Origin of the sequence: Nocardia sp. NPDC057668, from assembly GCF_042799795.1 — a bacterium.
Taxonomy (GTDB): Bacteria; Actinomycetota; Actinomycetes; order Mycobacteriales; family Mycobacteriaceae; genus Nocardia.
On the sequence record NZ_JBHVIC010000007.1, the window covers coordinates 129,160 to 151,174 of the forward strand.

Below are 22,015 nucleotides of genomic sequence, written 5' to 3' on the forward strand. Positions count from 1 at the left end.
CGGATGAAAGGTCATGGGACTCCTGCGTGCACGGGCCCCGCGATGGCCGGGGCCACTCCTGGTTACACGCGGCGCGCGGGCGCGGCAAGTGCCGGGCGGTTCCGGCGTGCGGGCTAGGCGGCCTCGCGCGGGAAGCCGCCCATGCGATCGAGGTGGTTCTCCACATCGGCGATGAAACCGGGCGGGAAGCGCAGCGTGCCCATGGTGGTGCGGCGCAGGAAGCCCGCGGTGGCGCGCGCCGAGAGCAGCCGGACATCGTCCAGGAACCAGCGCAGATCCTCGTACGGCGCGTGCACGGGCCAGGTGGACACCGGAACCCGGAACACCGCGCCGTCGCGGCCCCACGCCGCGTCCGGCCAGGCCCGGCGGATGTGCGGAATGCCCTCGGGGAAGTCGTCGTCGGCCGGATCGGCCAGCCGTGAGCCGACCCATTCCGCCATGCGCACGCTCACCGCGTTGCCGACCAGCTTCCAGCGATGACCCGCGCGCACGCCGGGCACCTCCAGCGCCGGGGTGGTCCAATCCCGATCGAAGCCCTGTAGTCGTTCGGCGTCGGTGATGCCGGGGGTGACGAGCTCACCCGAGGGCAGCCGCACCGCGGGCGGGCTCGCGATGCCCAGCGCCGAACCGCCCTTGAGGGTCGGCACCGCGTTGACCGCCCAGCCGAGCCCGCGATTGCCCTCGGTCCAGTAGAAGCCGCACGGATCGTGTTCCGGATCGCCGACGGTGTGCGGCCCGGCGTCCGCGCCGAACAGCACCGGGCGCGGATCCTCGGTGCGCGAGGCCAGCATGAGCACCCGCTGGCGGCGCTGGGGCAGGCCGAACGAGCGGGCGTCGACCACCCGGTACGCCCAGGTGTAGCCGAGTTCCTCCAGCGCGGCGGTGATGTGCCGCATGGCCGCGCCGCCACCCAGCTGCAGCATGAACGGCACGTTCTCCATCAGCAGCCAGCGGGGTCCGCGTCTGCGCCGCACCAGGCGGAACACCTCGTCCACCAATCCCGAACGGGCGCCGGTGATTCCGGCGGTGCGGCCGGCCTGGGACAGGTCCTGGCAGGGGAAGCCCGCGGCCACCAATTCGGTGCCGGCGGGCAGCGAGCGCAGGCGCTTCACATCCGAGTGCAGATCGACCCCGGGAAAGCGCGCGGCCAGCACCGCCTGCGCCCCGGCGTCGATCTCACAGAGCAGTTCGCTGTCCCAGCCGTGCGCGGCGAGTCCGAGTTCGAGCCCGCCGATCCCGGCGAACAGCCCGACCATCCGCGCGCCAGCCACAACATTCCCTTCCGACCCTGTGTCCCCGTATGCCCGCGAATACGTTACTCGAGTGTCCCCGTGCCGCTCTCCCGCAACACCAGGCACAACGGACTACTCCGGCCCGCGCGTGATCACCGGACCAAGAACACCTGCACGTACGGTTATAGGCGTGACGGAGAGCGGAAGCGAGGACTCGAAACCGGCGGCGGCCAAATGGCCGTCGATCCTGACCTGGCGGGCGCACAACGCGTCCCGGATGGAATCGGTTCGGGTGGTGCTGAGCGGCAATCGAATTCGCGCCGCGGGCCGCATCATCGCCGGCGACTGCGCCGATCACCCCGCCTTCAGCGCCTCCTACGATCTGGTCACCGACGAGAACGGGGTGACCCGCAGGCTCTCGCTGCGCAGCACCCTGGCCACCGGGGAGAGACACGCCTCGATCGCCCGCGACGAGGAGAACTACTGGCTGATCGACGCGGGGAACACCCACGTGCGCTCCACCTTCGGCGGCGCGCTCGACGTGGACGTGGTGCTGAGCCCGTTCTTCAACACCCTGCCCATCCGCCGGTACGGGCTGGCGCACGCCAGCGAGGACGTGCAGGTCCCGGTCGTCTACGTGCGCCTGCCGGATCTGCTCGTGCAGGAGGCGAGCGTCACCTACAGCAGCGGTGCGGACGGCATCCACGTGCTGTCGCCCGTCTCCAGCGCCACCGTCACCGTGGACACCGACGGTTTCGTGCTCGACTATCCCGGTCTGGCCGAACGGGTCTGAGCCCGCTCGGCGTCCGCTCGGGCACGCGGCTCGGATCCGGTGCGCGGCTCAGAGCGATTCGATGACGCCCCCGCTGCGCCCGGCATCGGCCAGGCGCTCACGCCAATCCGGGTCCCCGGGGCGAATATCGGTGATGGCGAAGCGCTTGTTGTCCTCGTAGTCCACCCGGGCGTCGTGCCCGGCCTCGGCCAGCTGGGCGATGGTCCCGCCGGAGTGCAGGCTCGCGCGCGCGTCGTTCAGCACCCGCAGGGTGTCGTCCAGCACCTCGAGCAGGGCCGCCGCGTTCGGTTCGCAGATGGCCCGCACCAGGTCCGCCGCGGTGCCCGCCACCCGCGTGCCGTCCCGGAACGATCCGGCCGCCAGGCCCAGGGCCAGCGGACCGCCGTTCGCGCCCGCGATCGCCAGTGCCTCGGCCAGCACGTGCGGCAGATGCGAGATCCGCGCGACCGCGCGGTCGTGTTCCTCGGACAGCACCGGCACCACGACCGAGCCGCAGTCCAGGGCCAGCCGGGTCACCCGCTCCCAGGTGTCGCGCGGCACGCCCGGATCCACGCTCACCGCCCACGCCGCGCGCTGGAACAGATCCGGGGTGGTGGCGGCCCAGCCGGACTCGCTGGTCCCGGCCATGGGGTGCCCGCCGACGTAGGTGGCGCCGAGCTCGTGCGCGTGCACGGCCGCGGCCACCGGGGCCTTCACGCTGACCACATCGGTGAGCGCGCACTCGGGCGCGAAGATCTTCACGTCGGACAGGATTCGATCGACCGCGGGCATGGGCACCCCGACGACGATGAGCGCGTCCTGTTTCGCGGCCCGCCGCAGCACGGTCTCGATATCGCCGAGCACGTCGAAATCATCGGCCCGCGCCGCGCGCACGCCGGCCTCGGACCGATTGAACCCCCACGCCTCGTATCCGGCCGCGGTGGCGGCGCGCAGCACCGACCCGCCGATCAAACCGGCGCCCAGGACACACACGGCAGCTTTGGAATGGCCCGTCATGCGATCAGATTGGCATACGACTTCAACATTTCCCCCGAAGCGGACTACCGTTGCGCCCATGGCAGCACAGCGCTCGAGCACGAACAGGGCGGCGTCGGATGAGTACGACGACGTGGAAGGGTTCGCAGTAGCGGTTGTCCGCGAAGAAGCCAACTGGAAAGTGACGCCGCTGAGCGCGGCGGCACTGCACAGTCTGTCCGCGGCCGAGGACGAGATCCGGGAGCTGCGGGCCTCCGGCGCGGTCTTCGGCCTGCTCGATATCGACGACGAATTCTTCGTCATCCTGCGACCGGGGCCGACCGGCAGCCGGATTCTGCTCTCCGACGCGACCGCGGCGATCGACTACGACATCGCCGCCGACGTCCTCGAGGAATTGAACATCGAGATCCCGGACATCGATCCGGACGAACTCGACGACATCGATCCGTGGGAGGAGGGCGACCTCGGCGTGCTGTCCGATCTCGGCCTGCCCGAGCCGGTGCTGAGCGTCATCCTCGCCGAGACCGATCTCTACCCGGACGAACAGCTCGGCATGATCGCCCAGCGCCTGGGCTTCGCCAACGAGCTGTCGGCCGTGCTGGACAAACTCCCGCGCTGATCCCGCCGATGCGCTCCGACGAGGCGATGATCCGGGCGGCCATCGACGCCGCGGCCGCCGCCGGCGATCGCGACGTGCCCGTCGGCGCGGTCGTGTTCGCCGCCGACGGCACCGAGCTCGCGCGTGCCGCCAACGCCCGCGAGGCCCTGGGTGATCCGACCGCGCACGCCGAGGTGCTCGCCCTGCGCGCGGCCGCCCGGGTCGCGGGCGACGGCTGGCGGCTCGAGGGCGCGACCCTCGCGGTGACCCTCGAGCCCTGCACCATGTGCGCGGGTGCGCTGGTGCTCGCCCGGGTGGGCAAACTCGTCTTCGGGGCCTGGGAACCCAAGACCGGTGCGGTCGGCTCGCTGTGGGACGTGGTGCGTGACCGACGTCTCAACCATCGGCCTCAGGTGCGGGGCGGAATCCTGGAGTCCGAATGTGTCTCTCTCCTGGACGATTTCTTCCGATCGCAGCGTCTTTAGCGCTCTCTCCAGCCGATTTCGGTATTCGCGGTCGGGTCCGGTAAAGTCACCGGCGGTGGCGTGTCCGAGCGGCCTAAGGAGCACGCCTCGAAAGCGTGTGAGGGGTAACCCCCCTCCGAGGGTTCAAATCCCTCCGCCACCGCTGCGAAAGCCCCTCACCTGCTGGTCAGGTGGGGGGCTTTTCCTATGCTGGATACCGCAGGCCCGATTTCGGTGTGGAACTCGATCGTTCGGATCGTGTGGAACCGAGTGTCGCCGGGCTGAGGGAGAATACGGACATGACGAATACGTTCAGCACACTCAGACAGCAGTCCGGGGTATCGGCGGCCGCGGTGCCGACCGATGCCACGGCCCCCGCCGGCGGCTGATCCCATGTCGGAGTGGGAGATGCCGGGACGGGGTTCGCTACCGGAGCCCGACGCGAACAGGTTCGACGCGGTGGAACGACTACGCCGCAAGCTCGAACGTCTCGAGGCCGCGAAAACCGATCCGGCCGAGACGGATCCGCCCGCCGCGGACGATGACGGCGCATCGGCCAGGCTGACCCGCCTGCCCCGCCGTCCCCGGCGCATGACCGAGGAGCCCGCCGAGCCACCGCGCCGGCAGTGGCAGCCCGACGGAGTTCCCCTCTACGATCCCGCACCGACCCGCCCCGTCACCCGCTCGGAGTTGCAGCGCGAGACCGGCTGGTGGCCCGCCGCGTCTCCGCCGCCCGGCTTCGAGGCGCCCGCCGCGCCGGCCGAGCCCGCTTCCGGCCCGGACGCCGGCGTCATCGACCTCACCGCCTTCCGCCGCAAACGGTCCGGCGACGACGCCACCTCGTTCGGCGGCATCCGCCGCATGGCCAAACCCCGCCGCATCACCCCGGCCACCGATCCGGACGCCGCCCCGCCCCCGCGGGACTGACCTCAGTTCACGACCGCGGCGTCCGCCAGCGCCGCGCGCAGCCAGCCGTGCGCGGTCCCCACGGTGACCCGGTCGTCGAGCAGCCGCGCGGTCAGCGCCCAGAAGCGCCGCGCCCGCGGGTCGCCGTCCGCGGCCCCGGCCGCCAGCCGCGCGCGAAATCCGGGTGAGTCCCGTTCGCCGTGCGCCGCCGCGTGCGCCCGCACGAACCGGTCCAGCTCGGCCCCGGCCCGGGGCCCGACCCCGTCCCCGACGTGCCGCACGACCTCGCACATGACATCGCCGACCGCGGCGTAGAGCCGGTGCGGATCGCGCACCGACGCCGGGTCCGCACGCCAGAGCTGCTGCCGCACAGCGTCGGTCAGCTCCGGGTCGCAGGCGAGCGCGGTCAGCTCGGCGTAGTCCAGCAGCTGCGCGACCGTCGGCTCGCCGGGCGGTTCCGGCACGTTCCAGCAGACCCAGGCGTCGATCTCGTACCGGGGAATCCGGGGCAGCGCGCGGTGCCAGAAGCGGACGAGGCGCTCGTGCGCGGCGTCGCCGTCGCCCGCCACCTCCAGCAGCGCGAGCCGGGCGTCCCGCTGGTGCGGCGCGGCCGCGTCCATCGCCCGCAACGCGGCCCGTCGCCAGGCCAGTGCCCGGAATTCGCTTTCCACCCGGGCGCTTTCGGCCGCGACCGCCTCGGCGATCGATCGATTCCCGTGCAGCACTTCGGCGATGGCCGTCAGTCCGAGCCCGAGCGCTCGCAGCCGCCGGACCAGGCGCAGTCGCTCGGCGGCGGTATCCGCGTCGAAGGTCCGGTGCCCGCCGCCGCTGCGCTCGGACTCGAGCAGCCCTTCGTCGCAATAGAACCGGATCGTGCGCACCGCCAGGCCGGTCCGGCGCGCCAGCTCCCCGATGCCGATGCGCGGCGTTCGTGTGCCGTTCGTCACAGGCTGTTGCACCTCCACCCCGCTGGAGTTCCTAGCGTAGCGGCGGAAACGAGTGCGGCCGAAAGGAAATCGTGGCTACAACCAGAGAAGAGATCATCGCGGGCATCGCCGAGATCGTGGAGGAGGTCACCGGCATCGAGGCCGCGGGCATCTCGATCGAGCAGTCCTTCGTGGCCGATCTCGAGATCGATTCGCTGTCCCTGGTGGAGATCGCCGTGCAGCTCGAGGACAAGTACGGGGTGAGCATTCCGGACGAGGACATGGCGAGCCTGCGCAGCGTGGGGGACGCGGTCGCATACGTCGAGCGGATGGCGGTGGCGCGGCCGGAGCTGGCGGCGCGGCTGGCATCGAAACTCGAGCGGGGGCAGGGCGATTGAACGGGTGAGGTGACCGGGCGCGCCCGGAACGGCACTCGGCCCCCGTCCGGAATGGACGGGGGCCGAGTGGTTTTCGGGTTGTTCGATCAGCCGACCGGGGCCGGGTCCTTGTCCAGGACGACGGCGTCGGGCTTGCGCTGCAGCTCGCGCAGCTTGGTCCCTTCGACGTCGATGTCGGGCAGGATCCGGTCCAGCCACGCCGGAATCCACCAGGCCCACTTGCCCATCAGGACCAGCAGGGACGGGATCAGGATCATGCGGACGATGAAGGCGTCCAGCAGCACGCCCGCGGCCAGCGCGAAACCGAAGGTCTTGGCGGTGGGATCGGATTCCAGGATGAAGGAGCCGAACACCGAGATCATGATGATCGCCGCCGAGGCGACCACGCGGGCGCCGTGGTGGTAACCGCTGATCATGGCTTCCTTCGGGGACTTGCCGTGCACGAACTCCTCGCGCATCCGGGTCACCAGGAACACCTGGTAGTCCATGGCCAGGCCGAAGACCAAGCCGATCAACATGATCGGCAGGAACGACACCAGCGGGTGCGGATCGGAGATCAGGCCGAGCGCGCCCTCCTGGAAGATCAGCACCGTCGCGCCGAAGGTGGCCGCCATCGAGAGCAGGAAGCCGAGGGCGGCGGTGAGCGGCACCAGGATGGACCGGAACACCAGGATGAGCAGGACGAACGCCGCGCCGGCGACCAGCGCCAGGTACGGAACGATCTTGCTCAGCAGCACGTGGTCGACATCCGCGTAGATGGCGGTGGTGCCGGTGATGCCGTACGCCATGCCCGGGAACTGTTCCGCGAGAGCGCTTTCCGCGTCACGAGCCTCGCTCACCAGATCCTTGGTGTCCTGGTTGTTCGGCCCGCGCTCCGGCACGGCGTTGAGCATCGCGCCCGCGCCGTCCTTGCTGAGCTGCGGCTCGGTCACGTACGCCATGCCCGAGTAGCCCTCGAGCTTCTCGCGCAGCGCGTTCACCGCGGGCTCACGTTGGCCCGGGGCGACGTCGGCGAGATCGACCACGACCATGAGCACGCCGTTGCTGCCCTCACCGAAGCCCTCGGTGCGCACGTCGTACGCCTTGCGGACGGTGCTGGTGGTGGGCAGGCTGTCGTCGCCCGGCAGGCCCAGCTGCAGTCCGGCGGCCGGCGCCGCCAGCAGACCCAGCACGATCACGCTCAGACCCAGCGTCAGCGCGGGGGCCTTGGCGATCAGGCGGGCGAAGCGGGTGCCGTTGCTGACGTTGGTGTCGTCCGCCGTGTCGTGCTTGGCGACCAGCGGCAGCTTCGGCTTGAACAGGTACTTGCCGATGGCGCCGATCAGCGCGGGCATCAGCGTGATGGCCGTGAGCACCGCGAACGCGGCCGCGATGGCGCCGCCCAGACCCATGAAGGTCATGAACTCGACGCCGACCATGCTCAGGCCGCCGAGCGCGATGATGACGGTCAGACCGGCGAACACGACCGCCGAACCCGCGGTGCCCAGGGCGACGCCAGCGGCCTCCTCGGGTGAATCCTGCACGGCCAGTTCGGATTTGTACCGGGACACGATGAACAACGCGTAGTCGATGGACAGCGCGATGCCGATCATCGACGCGAGGAACGTGGTGAAGCTCGGTACCTCGATGATCGAGGTGCCGACGAAGATGAGGGAGGTGGCCGCGCCGAGTCCGATGATGGCGGTGACGATCGGGACGAACGAGGCCACGATCGCGCCGAAGGCGATCATCATGACCACCAGCGCGACGGCCATGCCGATCAACTCGGACTTACCGCTGGGCTGTTCCTGCTCCATGGCGATGGAGCCGCTCAGTTCCACGGTCAGGCCGTTGTCGCGCGCGGCCTGCGCCACCTGGTAGGCGGCCTCGCGGTTCTCGGCGGTGATGTCGTTGAACTTGGCGATGGTGAACGGAACGTTCAGCGTCGCGACCGTATTCGGCTCGGTGGTGTTGAGCACGTTCAGCGGTGCGGAGGTGCACTTGGACAGGTCGGGCTTGTCCACGAGGCAGCCCATCTCCTGCGCCTCGGTGACCGGGTTCGCGATCGGCTTGTCCTTGGCGACGATGCCGAGTTCACCGATCTTGGTGATCAGGGCGTTGATCTCATCGACGTTCTTCTTGTCGGTGAGCTTCTGCCCCTCGGGCGCCTGGATGACATAGGTGCCGGTCACGGCCTCGAACTTGAACGCCTCCGAGGCGCCCGGGAAGTGCTTGTCGAGGATTTCGTTGGCACGAGCGGACGGCAGCTCCGGCATGCTGAAGTCATTGCTCATCGGTTCTTTCAGCTGCGCGCCGAGCCCGCCGAGCAGCATGAACAGTACGAGCCAGACGGGCAGGACGATCCATTTGCGGCGGAAGGCGAATTTGCCCCACCGGTACAGGTATACGGACACGACGGGTTCTCCTGGGCGCTGGTGTATGTGCTGATGTGCGGTAGACAGCACTGCCGCGGGAGCTTCGTCGGTACGCTCCCCGCCTCCACATGAAAATTTGCCTACCGTGCGGTAGGTAGACTACCGAGGAGTTAAGCGGAGGAACAACCTCGATTATGAGCGACGGGGCTCGCTCTCCGGCGAGTGGTGAGAGGATGATCGCATGGTGGTCCGGAGCGCGGCGGGTACTGTTACCGCAGGTAGAAGCACAAAAATTGCGATTCGGGACGCCGCGATCGAGCTATTTGCCAGCAAAGGTTTCGAGCAGAGCAGCCTGCGCGAGGTAGCCGATGCGGTAGGAATCACAAAAGCCTCCCTCTACTATCACTACGCTTCCAAGGTCGATCTGCTCGAAGCGATCATCGAGCCCGTGGTCGACGACATGCGCACCCTGGTGGAGAGCCTGGACGCCCGCGTGTACTCCGCGGCCAGCGTGCGCGCGGTCCTCACCGAGCATCTGCGGTCGAGCCTGAGCCACCGCACCGCGGGCACCCTGTGCATGCGCGACACCGTCGCCATCCTCAACGCCCTCGGTGACCGCTATCCCGACCTGATCGAGATGAGCCGCCGGCTGTGCACGTGGCTGGCCGGTCCGGCCGCCGGCGACGAGGCGGTGCTGCGCGCGCACGCCGCGGTCCAGGTGCTGGGCGCCGCGCTGGTGTCCGGCGACAGCGTGCCCGACGCCTCGGAAGAACTCATCGAACGCGTACTGCTCGACGCCGCACTCGGCGTGCTGAGCCCGGAATGATAGAAAGTGACGACTTATTTCGTGAGGGGGACCCGTGCATATCACCGCGAAGGTTGATTACGCGGTGCGCACCCTCGTGGAAATCGCGAAGGCGCAATCGGATTCGGTGAAAGCCGACGCCATCTCCGGCGCCCAGGACATCCCGCCCAAGGTGCTGGAATCGGTGGTGTCCGATCTGCGCAAGGGCGGTCTGGTCACCAGTCGCCGCGGACCGGACGGGGGTTATCGGCTCGGCCGGCCCGCCGCCCAGATCAGCATCGCCGATGTCATTCGCGCCGTGGAGGGCCCGCTGGCCTCGGTGCGCGGGCAGCGGCCCGAGGATGTGGACTACGCGGGCGCGGCCGAACCCCTGCAGCGGGTGTGGATCGGCCTGCGGGTGAACATCCGTTCCGTGCTGGAACGCGTGACCATCGCCGACATCGCACACGATCTGCTCCCGTCCTTCCTGGACGAACTGCTGCACGATCCGGATGCCTGGACCCGGCGCACCCGTGCCACCGGCGGGAACGCCGCGCAGAGCTGGCCCGATCTGGACCAATCGGACATATAGCCAGGGGCGCGCCCGAAACCATCGTTCCGGGCCGCACCCCTTGCCGGTAGCCTGCGAATATCATGTTGATCAGACTTCTCCGCACCTATCTGGCGCCCTATCGCCCCCAGCTGGCGGGGGTCGTAGTGCTTCAGCTGATCTCGGTCATCGCCATGCTCTACCTGCCGAGCCTCAACGCCGACATCATCGACGAAGGCGTCACCAAGGGCGATATCGGTTACATCTGGAGCACCGGCCTGCTCATGCTCGGGGTCACCGGCGTGCAGATCATCGCCCAGGGCCTGTCGGTCTTCCTGGGTTCCCAGGCGGCGATGGGTGCGGGCCGCGATATGCGCGCGGCCCTGCTGCACCGGGTCGGCACCTTCTCCGCGCGCGAGGTCGGCGTCTTCGGCGCGCCCTCGCTCATCACCCGCAATACCAATGACGTGCAGCAGGTGCAGCTGCTCATTCTGATGAGCGCGACCATCCTGGTGATGGCCCCGATCATGTGCGTGGGCGGCATCGTCATGGCGCTGCGCGAGAGCATGGCGCTGTCCTGGCTGCTGCTCATCGCGGTGCCCGCGCTCGGGTTGTCGATGGCCTTCATCATCACCCGCATGGTGCCCGGATTCCGGCGCATGCAGGAACGCATCGACGTGGTCAATCGCGTACTGCGCGAACAGATCACGGGCATTCGCGTGGTGCGCGCCTTCGTGCGCGAACGCCAGGAGGCGTGGCGATTCGGCGTCGCGAACTCGGAGCTGACCGAGCAGTCGCTGTTCGTGGGCCGCTACATGGCGCTGATGTTCCCGCTGGTCATGCTGATCTCGAACGTGACCGCGGTCGGGGTGATCTGGTTCGGCGGGCACGCGGTCGACGACGGCACCATGCAGATCGGCTCGCTCACCGCGATGCTGTCCTACATCATGCAGATCCTGACGGCGGTCATGATGGCCTCGTTCCTGGCGATGATGGCCCCCCGCGCCACGGTGTCCGCCGAGCGCATCGCCATGGTGCTGGAAACCGAGTCCTCGGTGGCCGAACCGGAGCGGCCGCAGCCCTTCCGGGGCGATCCGGCCGCGGTGGAGCTGGGCTTCGCGGAGTTCAAGTTCCCGGGCGCGGAGAAGCCGGTGCTGCGGTCGATCCGGTTCCGCGCCGAGCCCGGCACCACCACCGCCATCGTCGGCGCGACCGGCGCCGGCAAGACCACGCTGGTCAACCTGATTCCCCGGCTGATCGACGTCACCGACGGCGCGGTCTACGTCGGCGGTACCGACGTGCGCGAACTCGATCTCGAGCTGCTGCGCAACCAGATCGGCCTGGTGCCGCAGAAGGCGTACCTGTTCTCCGGCACCGTCGGCTCGAACCTGCGCTACGGCAAGCCGGACGCGACCGACGACGAGCTGTGGCACGCGCTGGAGATCGCGCAGGCCGCCGACTTCGTACGGGAGATGCCGCAGGGCCTGGAAACCCCTGTCGCGCAGGGTGGTACGACGGTATCCGGCGGTCAGCGCCAGCGCCTGGCCATCGCCCGCGCGCTGGTGCGCAAACCGCGCGTCTACCTGTTCGACGATTGCTTCTCGGCGCTGGACGTCGCCACCGACGTGCGGGTGCGGGACGCGCTCCGGCCCGAGACCGCGGACGCGTCGGTGATCATTGTGGCGCAACGCATCTCGACCATCCGGGACGCGGATCAGATCGTGGTGCTCGAGGACGGCGCGATGGCCGGCATCGGCACCCACGAGCAATTGCTCAGGGACTGTTCGGAGTACAGGGAAATCGTGGAGTCGCAGTTCAGCGCGGAGGAAGTGCGATGAGGCCCGGAGCCCCGAATCCCGGTGCGCCCGATGCCAAGGCGCGGTCCTTCGGCCCTTCGCTCAAGCGTCTGCTGCGCCGTTTGGCGCCCGAGCGCACCTATCTGACAATCGTTTTCGTGCTCGCTGTGGCCTCGGTGGTGCTCAACACCCTGGGCCCGCAGATTCTGGGCCGGGCCACCAACCTCATCTTCGACGGCGTGGTCGGCAAACAGCTGGGCCAGGGCCTGCCGCCGGGCACCACCAAGGACCAGGCCGTCGAGTCGCTGCGCCAGAACGGCGACAACACCTTCGCCGACATGCTCGCCAGCATGAACGTGATTCCCGGTGTGGGCGTGGACTTTCACGCCGTCGGCAATGTGCTGGCCATCGTGCTCGCGCTGTACATCGGCTCGTCGGTCTTCGGCTGGCTCGAGGCGTACCTGCTCAACGTCGTCATCAACCGGACGGTCAAGCGGCTGCGCAACGAGATCGAGGAGAAGATCCACCGTCTGCCGCTGAGCTACTTCGACGCCGCTCCGCGCGGCGACGTGCTGAGCCGCGTCACCAACGATGTCGACAACGTGGCGCAGTCGCTGTCGCAGACCATGAGTCAGCTGCTCATCTCGGTGCTCTCGGTCATCGGCATCCTCGGCATGATGTTCTGGATCTCGTGGCTGCTGGCGCTGATCGCGCTGGCCACCGTGCCGCTGGCGATCATCGCCACCGCACTGATCGCCAAGCGTTCCAAGCCGCACTTCGTGGATCAGTGGAAGACCACCGGCGAGGTCAACGCGCAGGTCGAAGAGGCGTTCACCGGGCACGAGGTGGTGAGCGCGTTCGGCCGCGTGCGCGAGGTCGGGCAGCGTTTCGACGAGACCAACGACAAGCTGTATCAGGCGTCGTTCAAGTCGCAGTTCATCTCCGGGCTGATCATGCCGACCATCATGTTCCTGGGAAACCTGAACTACGTGCTGATCGCCGTCGTCGGCGGGCTGCGGGTGGCCTCGGGCCAGCTGTCCCTGGGCGAGGTGCAGGCGTTCATCCAGTACTCGCGCGGCTTCACCCAGCCGCTGACGCAGATCGGTTCGATGATCAATCTGCTGCAGTCGGGCGTGGCTTCGGCCGAGCGCATCTTCGAGATCCTCGACGCGGACGAGCAGGTCCCCGATCCCGAGGTCGAGGACAAGCGGCCGCTGGATCGCGGCCGGGTGGCCTTCGAGGACGTGTCCTTCCGGTACGAGCCGGACACCCCGATCATCGAGGGGCTGTCGCTGGTCGCCGAACCCGGGCACGTGGTGGCCATCGTCGGCCCGACCGGCGCGGGCAAGACCACGCTGGTGAACCTGCTCATGCGGTTCTACGAGGTGGATTCCGGCGCCATCACCATCGACGGGGTCGACATCACCCGCATCAGCCGTGACCAGCTGCGGTCGCGCATGGGCATGGTGCTGCAGGACACCTGGCTCTTCGGCGGCACCATCCGGGAGAACATCGCCTACGGCAATCCCAACGCCTCCGAAGCCGAGATCATCGAGGCCGCGCGGGCCGCGTACGTGGACCGTTTCGTGCACGCCCTGCCGCACGGCTACGAGACCATGATCGACGAGGAGGGTTCGGGCGTCAGCGCCGGCGAGAAGCAGCTCATCACGATCGCGCGCGCGTTCCTGGCGAAGCCGTCCATCCTCATCCTGGACGAGGCCACCAGCTCGGTCGACACCCGCACCGAACTGCTGGTGCAGCACGCCATGGCGGCGCTGCGCCGGGACCGCACGAGTTTCGTTATCGCGCACCGGCTCTCGACGATCCGCGACGCCGACCTGATCGTGGTGATGGAGAAGGGGCACATCGTCGAGACGGGCACCCACGATCAGCTGCTGGCCAACCACGGCCCGTACTACCGCCTGTACCAGGCGCAGTTCGCCGCGGCGATCGAGGAGGACGACGAGCCTGCGGACGCGGTGGAGTTGACCAAGTCCTAGCGGACCGCACGAACAGTCGGCCCGCCCGCACCGATGGTGCGGGCGGGCCTGCCGTGTTCGCCCGGTAGGCAATGGCGCGGGTCAACTCCAGCCCGCTGGAAGTCCGCCCCGAAGTTCGCGGCCCGCCCGGTTCTGGACTGAGTGGAGCGGGGGAGCGAAGCGGAGGAGCGGAGGGAGGGAAGAACCGGGCCAACAGGGCCGCGAACCGCCCGGAGCGAAGCGGAGGGCAAGATAGGCACGGTGGCAGCTTCGGAGTTCTCGTTCAAGGTCGGTACCCGGATCGACGGTCAGCACGGCAGGTCCGGGCTGATCAGCACGCCGCACGGGGACATCGCGACCCCGGCGTTCATTCCGGTGGGCACCAAGGCCACCGTGAAAGCGGTGCTGCCCGAGACCATGAAGGACCTCGGCTCCCAGGCCCTGCTGGCCAACGCCTATCACCTCTACCTGCAGCCGGGCTCGGACATCGTGGACGAGGCGGGCGGCCTGTCGAAGTTCATGAACTGGCCCGGACCGACCTTCACCGACAGCGGCGGGTTCCAGGTCATGTCGCTCGGCGTCGGGTTCAAGAAGGTGCTGGCCATGGAGGCGGTCGGCGTGCAGGACGACGACGTGATCGCCAAGGGCAAGGAGCGCCTGGCGCACGTCGACGACGACGGCGTCACCTTCCGCTCCCACCTGGACGGCTCCAGGCATCGCTTCACCCCCGAGGTGTCCATGGGCATCCAGCATCAGCTGGGCGCGGACATCATGTTCGCCTTCGACGAGCTCACCACCCTCATGAACACCCGCGGCTACCAGGAGGAGTCGCTCGAACGCACCCGCCTGTGGGCGCAGCGCTGCCTGGACGAGCACGAGCGGCTCACCGCGGCGCGCTCGCATCGCCCCTACCAGGCGCTGTTCGGCGTACTCCAGGGCGCGCAGTACGAAGACCTGCGGCGCAAGGCATCTCGCGACCTCGAAGCGCTCCGCGGCGCGGGCGGAACGGAATTCGACGGTTACGGCATCGGCGGCGCGCTGGAGAAACACAATCTCGGCACCATCGTCGGCTGGTGCTGTGACGAACTGCCCGAACACAAGCCGCGCCACATGCTCGGCATCAGCGAACCCGAGGATGTCTTCGTCGCGGTCGAGAACGGCGCGGACACCTTCGACTGCGTGAATCCCTCACGGGTGGCCCGCAACGCCGCCATGTACGTGGACAAGGGCCGGTTCAACATCAACACCGCCCGTTTCAAGCGCGATTTCACGCCCATCGACGAGACCTGCGACTGCTACACCTGCGCGAACTACACCCGCGCCTACATCCATCACCTGTTCAAGGCCAAGGAGATGCTCGCCTCCACGCTGTGCACGATCCACAACGAGCGCTTCACGGTGCGGCTGGTGGATCGCATTCGCGAGAGCATCGACGGCGGCTACTTCCAGGACTACAAGACCGAATTCCTGGGGCAGTGGCGCGGGCGGGTGAAGTCGCCCGAGGACTAGCCCGGACCAGCCCCGGACCAGGGCCGATCGCGGGCGAATTCGCCCGCGACACCGGCGAATGCGCGAATGCGCGCGTCCTCGCCCGCGGCTCGCCAGATCAGGCCCCACGAGATTCGCGGCCCGTCGGGCACCGGAATCCAGGACACCTGAGGATGGCGGTAGTGCTCGGCCATCAGATCCGTGCCCAGGCACACCCCGCGCCCCTCGGCGGCCAGGGCGAGCAGTTCGGTATGGGTCGCCGCGCGAATTCCGGATCGCAGCGGCGCGCCCTGCGGCGTGCGCGGTGGATTCTGTGCGCGCATCCAGTACTCCGGCACGCCTTCGATGCCGAGCAGCGGCAGATCGACGAGCTGTTCCATGGAAATCGAATCCTGCTGTGCCAGTGGATGATCGCTGGCGATGGCCAGCACGCGCGGATCGCGCCGCAGGATCGGCCCGGTCCGCAGATCCGGTTCGTTGATCGGGCTCAGCGTGCACAGCATGTCGATGGTGTCCTCGCGCAGCCCGCGCACCCAGTCCGAGAGCTGGCACTCGCGCAACTGCACGTCGCATCCCGGGTGCGCCAGGCGGAACTCGTCGATCACCGCGCGCAGGATCGGGGTGGTGCCCGCGCCCTGGTAACCGACCCGGAGCACGCCGGACACCTCGCGGCTCGCGGCCTTGGCGCGGGCTACCGCGCGCTGGATCTGCCGGAAGGCCGGTTCCAGGTCATCGCGCAGCTGCCTGCCCACCGGGGTCAGCCGGACCTGGCGGCTGGTGCGCTCGAAAAGCGGTGAGCCGAACTGTCTTTCGAGCTTGGCTATGGTCTGGCTCATGCGGCCCTGGGACAGTCCGAGGCGTTCGGCGGTGCGCCCGAAGTGCAGCTCCTGCGCCAGGGTCAGGAACGCCTCGATCTCGTGTCGTTCCACAGCGTCCGGCCTCCGAGCGGTTCAGCGGCCGCCACGTACGCCGGCCGCCGCGAATCGTACTGCACCTTCCAGGCGTCATCACCTCGGTCGATAACCCTGGGTAATCGATGCATCAGCAGATCGTCATTGTTCGCGCACCCGCGCCCGCGTGAGGATCGAACGGTCGCCATCACGCACGAAAGGAGACGGGATCGTGGGACTTCCCCTGCGGGTGGAACCGTCGCGCGCGCCGGAACCCGTGCCCGCCACCGAGTTACGCGCCACCGTTCATCTGCGATTCCGCATCGCGCCCGATCCGGCCGCCGCCCGGCGGGATGCGGAGACCGCCGACATCGATCTGCGGGCGGCCGCGGTGCGGGGCCTGTCCGCGGCGCTGCTGCGCACGCACGGCGCGATCACCGACGCGCAGCTCGAGCTGGCCCGCCTGAGCGGGCTCACCGACGCGGAGATCGTCGAGGTGATCGCCGGCACGGCGACTCGAATCCTGAGCGGCTACATGGACAACGTCGCCGGGGCCGGTGTCATCGCCACCGTCGCGGAGCCCGCGGACGAGTGGGGCGCCTCGTGAATCTGCCCGGCCGCCTGCCGAGTCCGGGCACCTGGCATATCGACCCGTTCCACACGAACGCGCAGTTCGTGGCCGTGCACCGGGGCGCGGGGCGGGTGCGGGGCCGCTTCACCCGCGTGCGCGGCACCTTCGACATGGCCACCAGCCTGGTGCACAGCACCGCCACGGTGTCCATCGACGCCAAGAGCGTGCACACCGGGCTGGCCGTACGCGATCGGCATCTGATCTCGGCCGAACTGCTCGACGTGGAGACCTATCCCGACGTGGTCTTCGAGGGCGCGGGCCTGATCCTGGACGCCGACGGCCGCGGCACGCTGTCCGGGCAATTGACGGTGCACGGGGTGACCCGCACGGTGATCCTGACGGTCGCCTGGCTGGGCAGCGCCCCGGACCCGTTCGCGGACGGCGAAGAGCACATCGCCTTCTCGGCGGTCGCCAGTCTCTCGCTCGCCGACTTCGGGATCATCGCACCGACGGTGCCCATGCTCGCGATCCGGTTGATCGAGGATCGGGTGGCCCTGGAATTGGACGTCGTGCTCATTCGATACGACCCCGCCGCCCTGCTGGCCGAGATGCCGCTGGGCTGAGCGCGGGTAATGGGTTCGCGGTCCGCGCGTGGGGTGCGGACCGCGAACCGCCGCGGTCAGCTCGCGAGCGCGGGCTTGCCCAGCGGCTGGTAGCTGGGCTCGTTCTTCTTCAGGAACGCGATGACCCGGTAGGTGATGGGCAGCACGATGATCTCGGCGAGCGTCTTCCAGACGAAGCCGACGATCACGTAGTTGAAGAACTGCCCCCACGAGGAGATGCCGATGACACCGGCCGCGATGGAGCAGAAGATCAGCGTGTCACCGAATTCGCCGACGACGGTCGACCCGATCAGCCGCGCCCACAGGTGTTTCTCCTTGGTGCGCTCCTTGATGGCGACCAGGGTGGCCGAGTTCAGCATCTCACCGACGAAGAACCCGATGAGCCCGGCGGCGACCATGCGCGGGGTGTGCCCGATGACCCCCGCGAAGGATTCCTGGTACGCGGAGTCCATGGCGGGCAGGGCGATGGCGATCTCGAAGGCGACCACCGCGACCAGCAGTGTCCCGAAGCCCAGGTAGATCGCGCGGCGCGCGGCCTTGAAGCCGTACACCTCGCTCAGTACGTCGCCGAGGATGTAGGCGAAGGGGAACAGGAACCAGGCGCCGTCGGTGGTGATCGGCAGGATTTCGATCGGCCCGAGCTTCAGGGACTGATCGGTGAAGAATTGAACGCCCTTGGTGGCGCAGATGTTCGAGATGATCAGTACTGCCGTGAACAGCGCCACGACCGGTGTGTAGTAACCCCCCGCCGCCTTCGCGAATGCCGCGTGTTCGGTAGCGGGGCGTCCAGATCCGGCGGTGTCCGCCGGTAATAGTGCATCACTCACGAACAAGACAGGATACCCGTGTCGGGTTCGGGTGGAATAGGCTGGGCTGATGACGAATGCCGGCGGTTCCGACGAGTGGTGGAAACAGTACGGCGGTGAAGGGGTCTCGCCGGATTCCACGCCCGCGGGCGCGGGGTCGAATCCGGGAACACCGCCGCCGGCCGGCTATCCCTCGGCGCCGGACCTGAGCAAGCCGCAGGACGCGCCGCCGAGCGCGCCGCAGTATCCGAATTATCCGCCGCCGCAATCGAATCCGGGGACGCCGTATCCGGCTTCGGGCGGCTACGCACAACCCGGTTCCGGCGGCTTCGCCCAGCCCGCGCCGGGCGGCTACGGGCAGCCCGCCTCGGGTGGTTACGCCCAGCCGGGGTCGGGCGGGTTCGCCCAGCCCGCCTCGGGCGGGTTCGCGCAGCCGGGGACGCCGGGCTACGGATACCAGCAGCCCGGGTACGGCCAGCCCGCCGGATATCAGCCCTACGGGTACGGGCAGCCCGCGATGGGCACCAACGGTCTGGCCATCGGCGCGCTGATCACCTCGATCCTCGGCCTGACCACCCTGTTCTTCTGCTTCCTGCCGATCGGTTCGCTGGTGGGCCTGATCCTGGGCGTGATGGCGCTGAACCAGGTCAAGCAGACCGGTCAGGAGGGCCGCGGGCTCGCGCTCGGCGGCATCTGGGTCGGTGCGGGCGGTTTGGCGCTCGGCATCCTGCTGTGGGTGATCATCGGCGCGGCCTTCCTGGGAACCAGCAGCTACTGACCGGCGGTCCCGCGAAAGATCGTGCGGCGAACCGGGTCCGGCAACGACAACGGGGCGCATCCATCGCGGATGCGCCCCGTTTCGTGCTGTCGCCCCGGCTCGACGCGGGACGTGCGAGCTATCAGCCCTTGATGACCTGCGTGCCGCCGGCGAGCTTGTCGTGCCAGCCCTGCTTGTTCGGGTCCTGCTCGATGGTGATGGCGATGTAGATCGCCAGACCGAAGCCGACCAGTCCGCCCAGGCAGTAGACAGCGTTGCACGCCGCGTACAGGTTGCGCATCAGCGACTGCTGCGGGGTGATCTTGGGCGCGCCGTTCGGCGGGATGATGCGCAGACCCAGCATCTTCTTGCCCAGGGTGGTGTTCTGCGAGGTCTCCATGCCGACGAAGTAGGCGGTGATGACCACGCCGATGAACAGCGACTGGATGATGTTGCCGACGATGCCGCCGATGACCGCGGACAGGATCCCGCCGATGATGGCGGCCGGGATGCCGGCGATCAGGGTGTCGATCACGCGGGCGCCGAAGCGGGTCCACAGGTCGGCGGGCACCGCGCCGGCGCCGAAGGCGGGCGCGCCGTAGCCGGGCTGGCCGCCGGGGAACGGCTGCTGCTGGCCGTAGGGGTCCGGCTGCTGGCCGTAGGGCTGCTGCTGCCCGTAAGGCTGCTGCTGGCCGTACTGCTGCTGCCCGTAGGGATCGGACTGCTGGCCGTAGGACGGCGGCTGCTGCTGGCCGTAGGGATCGGGCTGCTTGCCGTACGGGTCCGGCTGCTGGCCGTAAGGCTGCTGCTGTCCGTACGGCTGCTGGCCCTGAGGCGGGTACGGCTGCTGGCCGTACGGCTGCCCGCCCTGCGGATACTGGTTGGGGTCGTACCCACCGCTTGTCATTGTTTCGCCGTCCTCGTCGAATTCGTTCGGGATCTGGGTCGAGTCCGTACGTTACGGATACGCACTGGGTTGCAACAAGCCGTTCGGATCGAGTGTCCACGGTTGGTGTGGAAGGTTTTCCGGCCGGAATTGCGCCAGTAACTGCGACGTTGAGGTTGCTTCGGGGTAGCCGAGAGATGCCGATAGGGCGGTGAAAACCTGCCGCGGTGTCTCGCCGAGCTCGATCCGGTCGTGCAGGGTGACCGCGCCGTCGCGTTTGGCCAGGCGCTGCCCGTCGGGGTTGAGGACCAGTGGCACATGGGCATGGGTGGGGATCGGCAGGTCCAGTAGCGTGGCGAGGTAGGCCTGACGTGGGGTGGAGGGCAGCAGATCGTCGCCACGCACCACCTGGTCGATGTGCTGGTCGGCGTCGTCGACCACCACCGCGAGGTTGTAGGCCGGGATGCCGTCGCCGCGGCGCAGCACCAGATCGTCCACCGCCCCGCGATAGCTGCCCATAAGCTGATCGGTGATTTCGAAATCGGTGATGTCGGAACGCAATCGCAGCGCGGCAGGTCGCCCGGCCGCGCGCTTTTGCTCACGTTCGCTTTCGGTGAGGTCGCGGCAGGTTCCCGGATACGCGCCCATGGGTCCGTGCGGAGCGGTGACCGCCTGCTGAATTTCCCGGCGGGTGCAGAAACATTCATACGTGCGTCCCGCGGCGGTCAACCGCGCAATGGCTCGTTCGTACAGCGGCAGTCGCTCGGACTGCCGCACGACCGGCGGATCCCACTCCAGGCCGAGCGCGGCGAGATCCGCGAGCTGGCGCTCCTGCGATCCGGCCCGGACCCGATCCAGATCCTCGACCCGCAGCAGGAAGCCGCGGCCGGTCGAGCGGGCGAACAACCAGGCGAGCAGTGCCGTGCGCAGGTTCCCCAGGTGCAGATCGCCCGAGGGGCTGGGTGCGAATCGTCCGAAACCGGTGGTGGACACAGCGGCTCATAGTAGGTGACGGGCGTATTCGCAGCCTTCGCGCCGCGACGTCACGCTCGGCCGGCGGCGGTCGTACATCCGGTGTGCGCCGACGGCCGGCATCGAACTCAGCGAACTCGCAGCCGCACTCGCAAATCGCCGTCCGCCAGCGGCTTTTCCGCGTCGAGGGCGGCCAGTACGGCGGTGGCGTGTGCGATGAGACCGGGTGCGTCGATGTCGTAGGGGACGGGCTCGCAGGCGGCGAGCCGATGCGTCGCGCGTTCGAGCAGGGTGCGCGCGCCCTTGGGATTTCCGCGCTGAATGTGGGTCAGGCCAACGGCGTATTGGGCCAGACCCTGCCACAGCATCCGCTCGGCGAACGGACCGTTCTTCCAGGCGGCCTCGAGGACCTCGTGCGCGTTGAAGGCGAGCCCGTCGTCCAGCAGGCGCTGGGCGTATTCGAGGGTGTCGGCGGGGGAGAGCAGCAGGTCATCGGGTATGCGTGGCACGCCGGGACTGCCGAAGGGCAGTGGGCGGCCCAAGCGGTCGCGGGGTCGGGAGTTGCGCGCGCGGCCCGTTTCGTCGCGATCGCGCGTGTCCGCTTCGGGCTCCGGCGCCGGTTTGTCCGGGATGTGCTCGGCCATGCCGTCCATGATCCCGGATGCGGCCGCGGGCGGCCGGAATCGAGTTAGCCAGGAGGTGAGCAAATAAACCGACAACTAAATTGCGGGGTTCAATAATCGTGTGCTCTGAAGTTTGGCAAATTCTAGGCAAATAATTAGCTGGCTAACCTTGCTGCAAATTTGCTGGTTGAAAACGAAAGAATGCGATCTCCTTATGTCGAACCCTGCTAGTCTTTAGCGCGGGAAGGGCCATCGGGGGTGCATTCCCATCGTGAAGTGCGGAAAGTAGGTTGTACGGGGTGTTTGCGTGCAACTCCCGGCGTACGCGGGAATCGTGCAACGTCGTGGATTCCAGCGTCACCTAGATCGATGCCAGCAAGATCTCGAGCTTGACGCAGCAAAGGAGCTAGTACCGTGAATGTTGATTTCACAGGCGCCGTGTGGCGCAAGAGCAAACACAGCGGCCCCAACGGCAACTGCGTGGAGGTCGCATTCCACGCAAACGGCGCCGTGGGCGTGCGTGACACCAAGGATCACGGCCACGGCCCGATTCTGGCCTTCACCCCGGGTGAGTGGGACGCCTTCGTAGCGGGCGTCTCCGATGGCGAGTTCAAGCGCGCCTGACCGCCGGCCGAAAGCGAACA

23 protein-coding genes and 1 tRNA gene are annotated in these 22,015 nt (G+C 68.4%); 15 read left to right on the forward strand and 9 right to left on the reverse strand.

Annotation, left to right across the window (positions count from 1 at the left end; all coding sequences use genetic code 11):
- Positions 1-113: 113 nt before the first annotated feature.
- Positions 114-1,256, reverse strand: a complete 1,143-nt coding sequence (locus tag ACFVBH_RS33930) for a DNA (cytosine-5-)-methyltransferase (RefSeq protein ID WP_354990652.1) — start codon at positions 1,254-1,256, stop codon at positions 114-116.
- Between the two features lie 166 nt (positions 1,257-1,422).
- Here ACFVBH_RS33930 and ACFVBH_RS33935 point away from each other — a divergent pair, with 166 nt between their 5' ends.
- Positions 1,423-2,025: a putative glycolipid-binding domain-containing protein gene (locus ACFVBH_RS33935; protein ID WP_354990642.1), complete on the forward strand. Its 603-nt coding sequence runs from the start codon at positions 1,423-1,425 to the stop codon at positions 2,023-2,025.
- A gap of 48 nt (positions 2,026-2,073) precedes the next feature.
- On the opposite strand, the gene ACFVBH_RS33940 is transcribed toward ACFVBH_RS33935, so the two are convergent.
- Positions 2,074-3,021, reverse strand: a complete 948-nt coding sequence (locus tag ACFVBH_RS33940) for a prephenate dehydrogenase (protein ID WP_379008056.1) — start codon at positions 3,019-3,021, stop codon at positions 2,074-2,076.
- A gap of 58 nt (positions 3,022-3,079) precedes the next feature.
- On the opposite strand from ACFVBH_RS33940, the gene ACFVBH_RS33945 reads away from it, so the two are divergent.
- The 4 genes from ACFVBH_RS33945 (at position 3,080) to ACFVBH_RS33960 (ending at position 4,989) form a co-directional block, all read left to right on the forward strand.
- Entirely contained in the window at positions 3,080-3,619 is a 540-nt protein-coding gene (locus ACFVBH_RS33945) for a tRNA adenosine deaminase-associated protein (RefSeq protein WP_354990640.1), read from the forward strand.
- Positions 3,620-3,627: 8 nt separating this feature from the next.
- Positions 3,628-4,083, forward strand: coding sequence for a nucleoside deaminase (locus ACFVBH_RS33950; protein ID WP_354990639.1), 456 nt, complete (start codon positions 3,628-3,630; stop codon positions 4,081-4,083).
- Positions 4,084-4,137: 54 nt separating this feature from the next.
- Positions 4,138-4,225 (forward strand) — tRNA-Ser (locus ACFVBH_RS33955).
- Between the two features lie 245 nt (positions 4,226-4,470).
- Positions 4,471-4,989: a hypothetical protein gene (locus tag ACFVBH_RS33960; RefSeq protein WP_354990638.1), complete on the forward strand. Its 519-nt coding sequence runs from the start codon at positions 4,471-4,473 to the stop codon at positions 4,987-4,989.
- A 2-nt stretch (positions 4,990-4,991) separates the two neighbouring features.
- On the opposite strand, the gene ACFVBH_RS33965 is transcribed toward ACFVBH_RS33960, so the two are convergent.
- On the reverse strand, positions 4,992-5,915 hold the full coding sequence (locus ACFVBH_RS33965; protein ID WP_354990637.1) for a MerR family transcriptional regulator: 924 nt from the start codon (positions 5,913-5,915) through the stop codon (positions 4,992-4,994).
- A gap of 71 nt (positions 5,916-5,986) precedes the next feature.
- Between ACFVBH_RS33965 and acpM the strand changes: the two genes are divergently transcribed.
- Complete coding sequence (gene acpM / locus ACFVBH_RS33970) at positions 5,987-6,292, forward strand: meromycolate extension acyl carrier protein AcpM (protein WP_354990636.1); 306 nt, start codon at positions 5,987-5,989, stop codon at positions 6,290-6,292.
- 86 nt (positions 6,293-6,378) lie between these two features.
- Here the strand turns inward: acpM and ACFVBH_RS33975 are convergent, their stop codons facing one another.
- On the reverse strand, positions 6,379-8,685 hold the full coding sequence (locus ACFVBH_RS33975; protein ID WP_379008061.1) for an MMPL family transporter: 2,307 nt from the start codon (positions 8,683-8,685) through the stop codon (positions 6,379-6,381).
- A gap of 202 nt (positions 8,686-8,887) precedes the next feature.
- Between ACFVBH_RS33975 and ACFVBH_RS33980 the strand changes: the two genes are divergently transcribed.
- The 5 genes from ACFVBH_RS33980 to tgt all read left to right on the forward strand — a co-directional run bounded on the left by ACFVBH_RS33980 (position 8,888) and on the right by tgt (position 15,264).
- Complete coding sequence (locus tag ACFVBH_RS33980; RefSeq protein ID WP_354990634.1) at positions 8,888-9,472, forward strand: helix-turn-helix domain-containing protein; 585 nt, start codon at positions 8,888-8,890, stop codon at positions 9,470-9,472.
- A gap of 34 nt (positions 9,473-9,506) precedes the next feature.
- A complete protein-coding gene (locus ACFVBH_RS33985; protein WP_354990633.1) occupies positions 9,507-10,022 on the forward strand; it encodes an Rrf2 family transcriptional regulator in 516 nt (171 codons plus the stop codon).
- Between the two features lie 62 nt (positions 10,023-10,084).
- Positions 10,085-11,818, forward strand: coding sequence for an ABC transporter ATP-binding protein (locus tag ACFVBH_RS33990; protein WP_354990632.1), 1,734 nt, complete (start codon positions 10,085-10,087; stop codon positions 11,816-11,818).
- The gene (locus ACFVBH_RS33995) at positions 11,815-13,776 is read left to right on the forward strand and encodes an ABC transporter ATP-binding protein (RefSeq protein ID WP_379008065.1); all 1,962 of its coding nucleotides are present in this window, start codon (positions 11,815-11,817) and stop codon (positions 13,774-13,776) included. Before ACFVBH_RS33990 ends, ACFVBH_RS33995 begins: the two co-directional genes overlap by 4 nt.
- Before the next feature lie 231 nt (positions 13,777-14,007).
- On the forward strand, positions 14,008-15,264 hold the full coding sequence (gene tgt / locus ACFVBH_RS34000) for a tRNA guanosine(34) transglycosylase Tgt (RefSeq protein ID WP_379008727.1): 1,257 nt from the start codon (positions 14,008-14,010) through the stop codon (positions 15,262-15,264).
- Here the strand turns inward: tgt and ACFVBH_RS34005 are convergent.
- A complete protein-coding gene (locus ACFVBH_RS34005) occupies positions 15,261-16,172 on the reverse strand; it encodes a LysR family transcriptional regulator (protein WP_379008068.1) in 912 nt (303 codons plus the stop codon). The genes tgt and ACFVBH_RS34005 overlap by 4 nt on opposite strands.
- A gap of 193 nt (positions 16,173-16,365) precedes the next feature.
- Here ACFVBH_RS34005 and ACFVBH_RS34010 point away from each other — a divergent pair, with 193 nt between their 5' ends.
- Positions 16,366-16,740 (forward strand): hypothetical protein, encoded by a 375-nt coding sequence (locus tag ACFVBH_RS34010; RefSeq protein ID WP_379008070.1) that lies wholly within the window; start codon positions 16,366-16,368, stop codon positions 16,738-16,740.
- Positions 16,725-17,327, forward strand: coding sequence for a YceI family protein (locus ACFVBH_RS34015; protein WP_354991539.1), 603 nt, complete (start codon positions 16,725-16,727; stop codon positions 17,325-17,327). The genes ACFVBH_RS34010 and ACFVBH_RS34015 overlap by 16 nt, the downstream gene beginning before the upstream one ends.
- Positions 17,328-17,383: 56 nt before the next feature.
- Here ACFVBH_RS34015 and ACFVBH_RS34020 read toward each other — a convergent pair whose 3' ends face one another.
- Complete coding sequence (locus ACFVBH_RS34020; RefSeq protein ID WP_354991538.1) at positions 17,384-18,154, reverse strand: queuosine precursor transporter; 771 nt, start codon at positions 18,152-18,154, stop codon at positions 17,384-17,386.
- A 49-nt stretch (positions 18,155-18,203) separates the two neighbouring features.
- Here ACFVBH_RS34020 and ACFVBH_RS34025 point away from each other — a divergent pair, with 49 nt between their 5' ends.
- Positions 18,204-18,911 (forward strand): DUF4190 domain-containing protein, encoded by a 708-nt coding sequence (locus ACFVBH_RS34025; RefSeq protein WP_354991537.1) that lies wholly within the window; start codon positions 18,204-18,206, stop codon positions 18,909-18,911.
- Between the two features lie 121 nt (positions 18,912-19,032).
- Here ACFVBH_RS34025 and ACFVBH_RS34030 read toward each other — a convergent pair whose 3' ends face one another.
- The 3 genes from ACFVBH_RS34030 to ACFVBH_RS34040 form a co-directional block, all read right to left on the reverse strand.
- Positions 19,033-19,797 carry an RDD family protein gene (locus tag ACFVBH_RS34030; RefSeq protein WP_354991536.1) on the reverse strand — a complete coding sequence of 255 codons (765 nt, stop codon included), beginning with the start codon at positions 19,795-19,797 and terminating at the stop codon, positions 19,033-19,035.
- A 51-nt stretch (positions 19,798-19,848) separates the two neighbouring features.
- Entirely contained in the window at positions 19,849-20,769 is a 921-nt protein-coding gene (gene gluQRS, locus ACFVBH_RS34035) for a tRNA glutamyl-Q(34) synthetase GluQRS (protein ID WP_379008074.1), read from the reverse strand.
- A gap of 107 nt (positions 20,770-20,876) precedes the next feature.
- A complete protein-coding gene (locus tag ACFVBH_RS34040; RefSeq protein WP_379008077.1) occupies positions 20,877-21,392 on the reverse strand; it encodes a DUF309 domain-containing protein in 516 nt (171 codons plus the stop codon).
- 393 nt (positions 21,393-21,785) lie between these two features.
- On the opposite strand from ACFVBH_RS34040, the gene ACFVBH_RS34045 reads away from it, so the two are divergent.
- Entirely contained in the window at positions 21,786-21,995 is a 210-nt protein-coding gene (locus ACFVBH_RS34045) for a DUF397 domain-containing protein (RefSeq protein ID WP_354991533.1), read from the forward strand.
- Positions 21,996-22,015 lie beyond the last annotated feature (20 nt).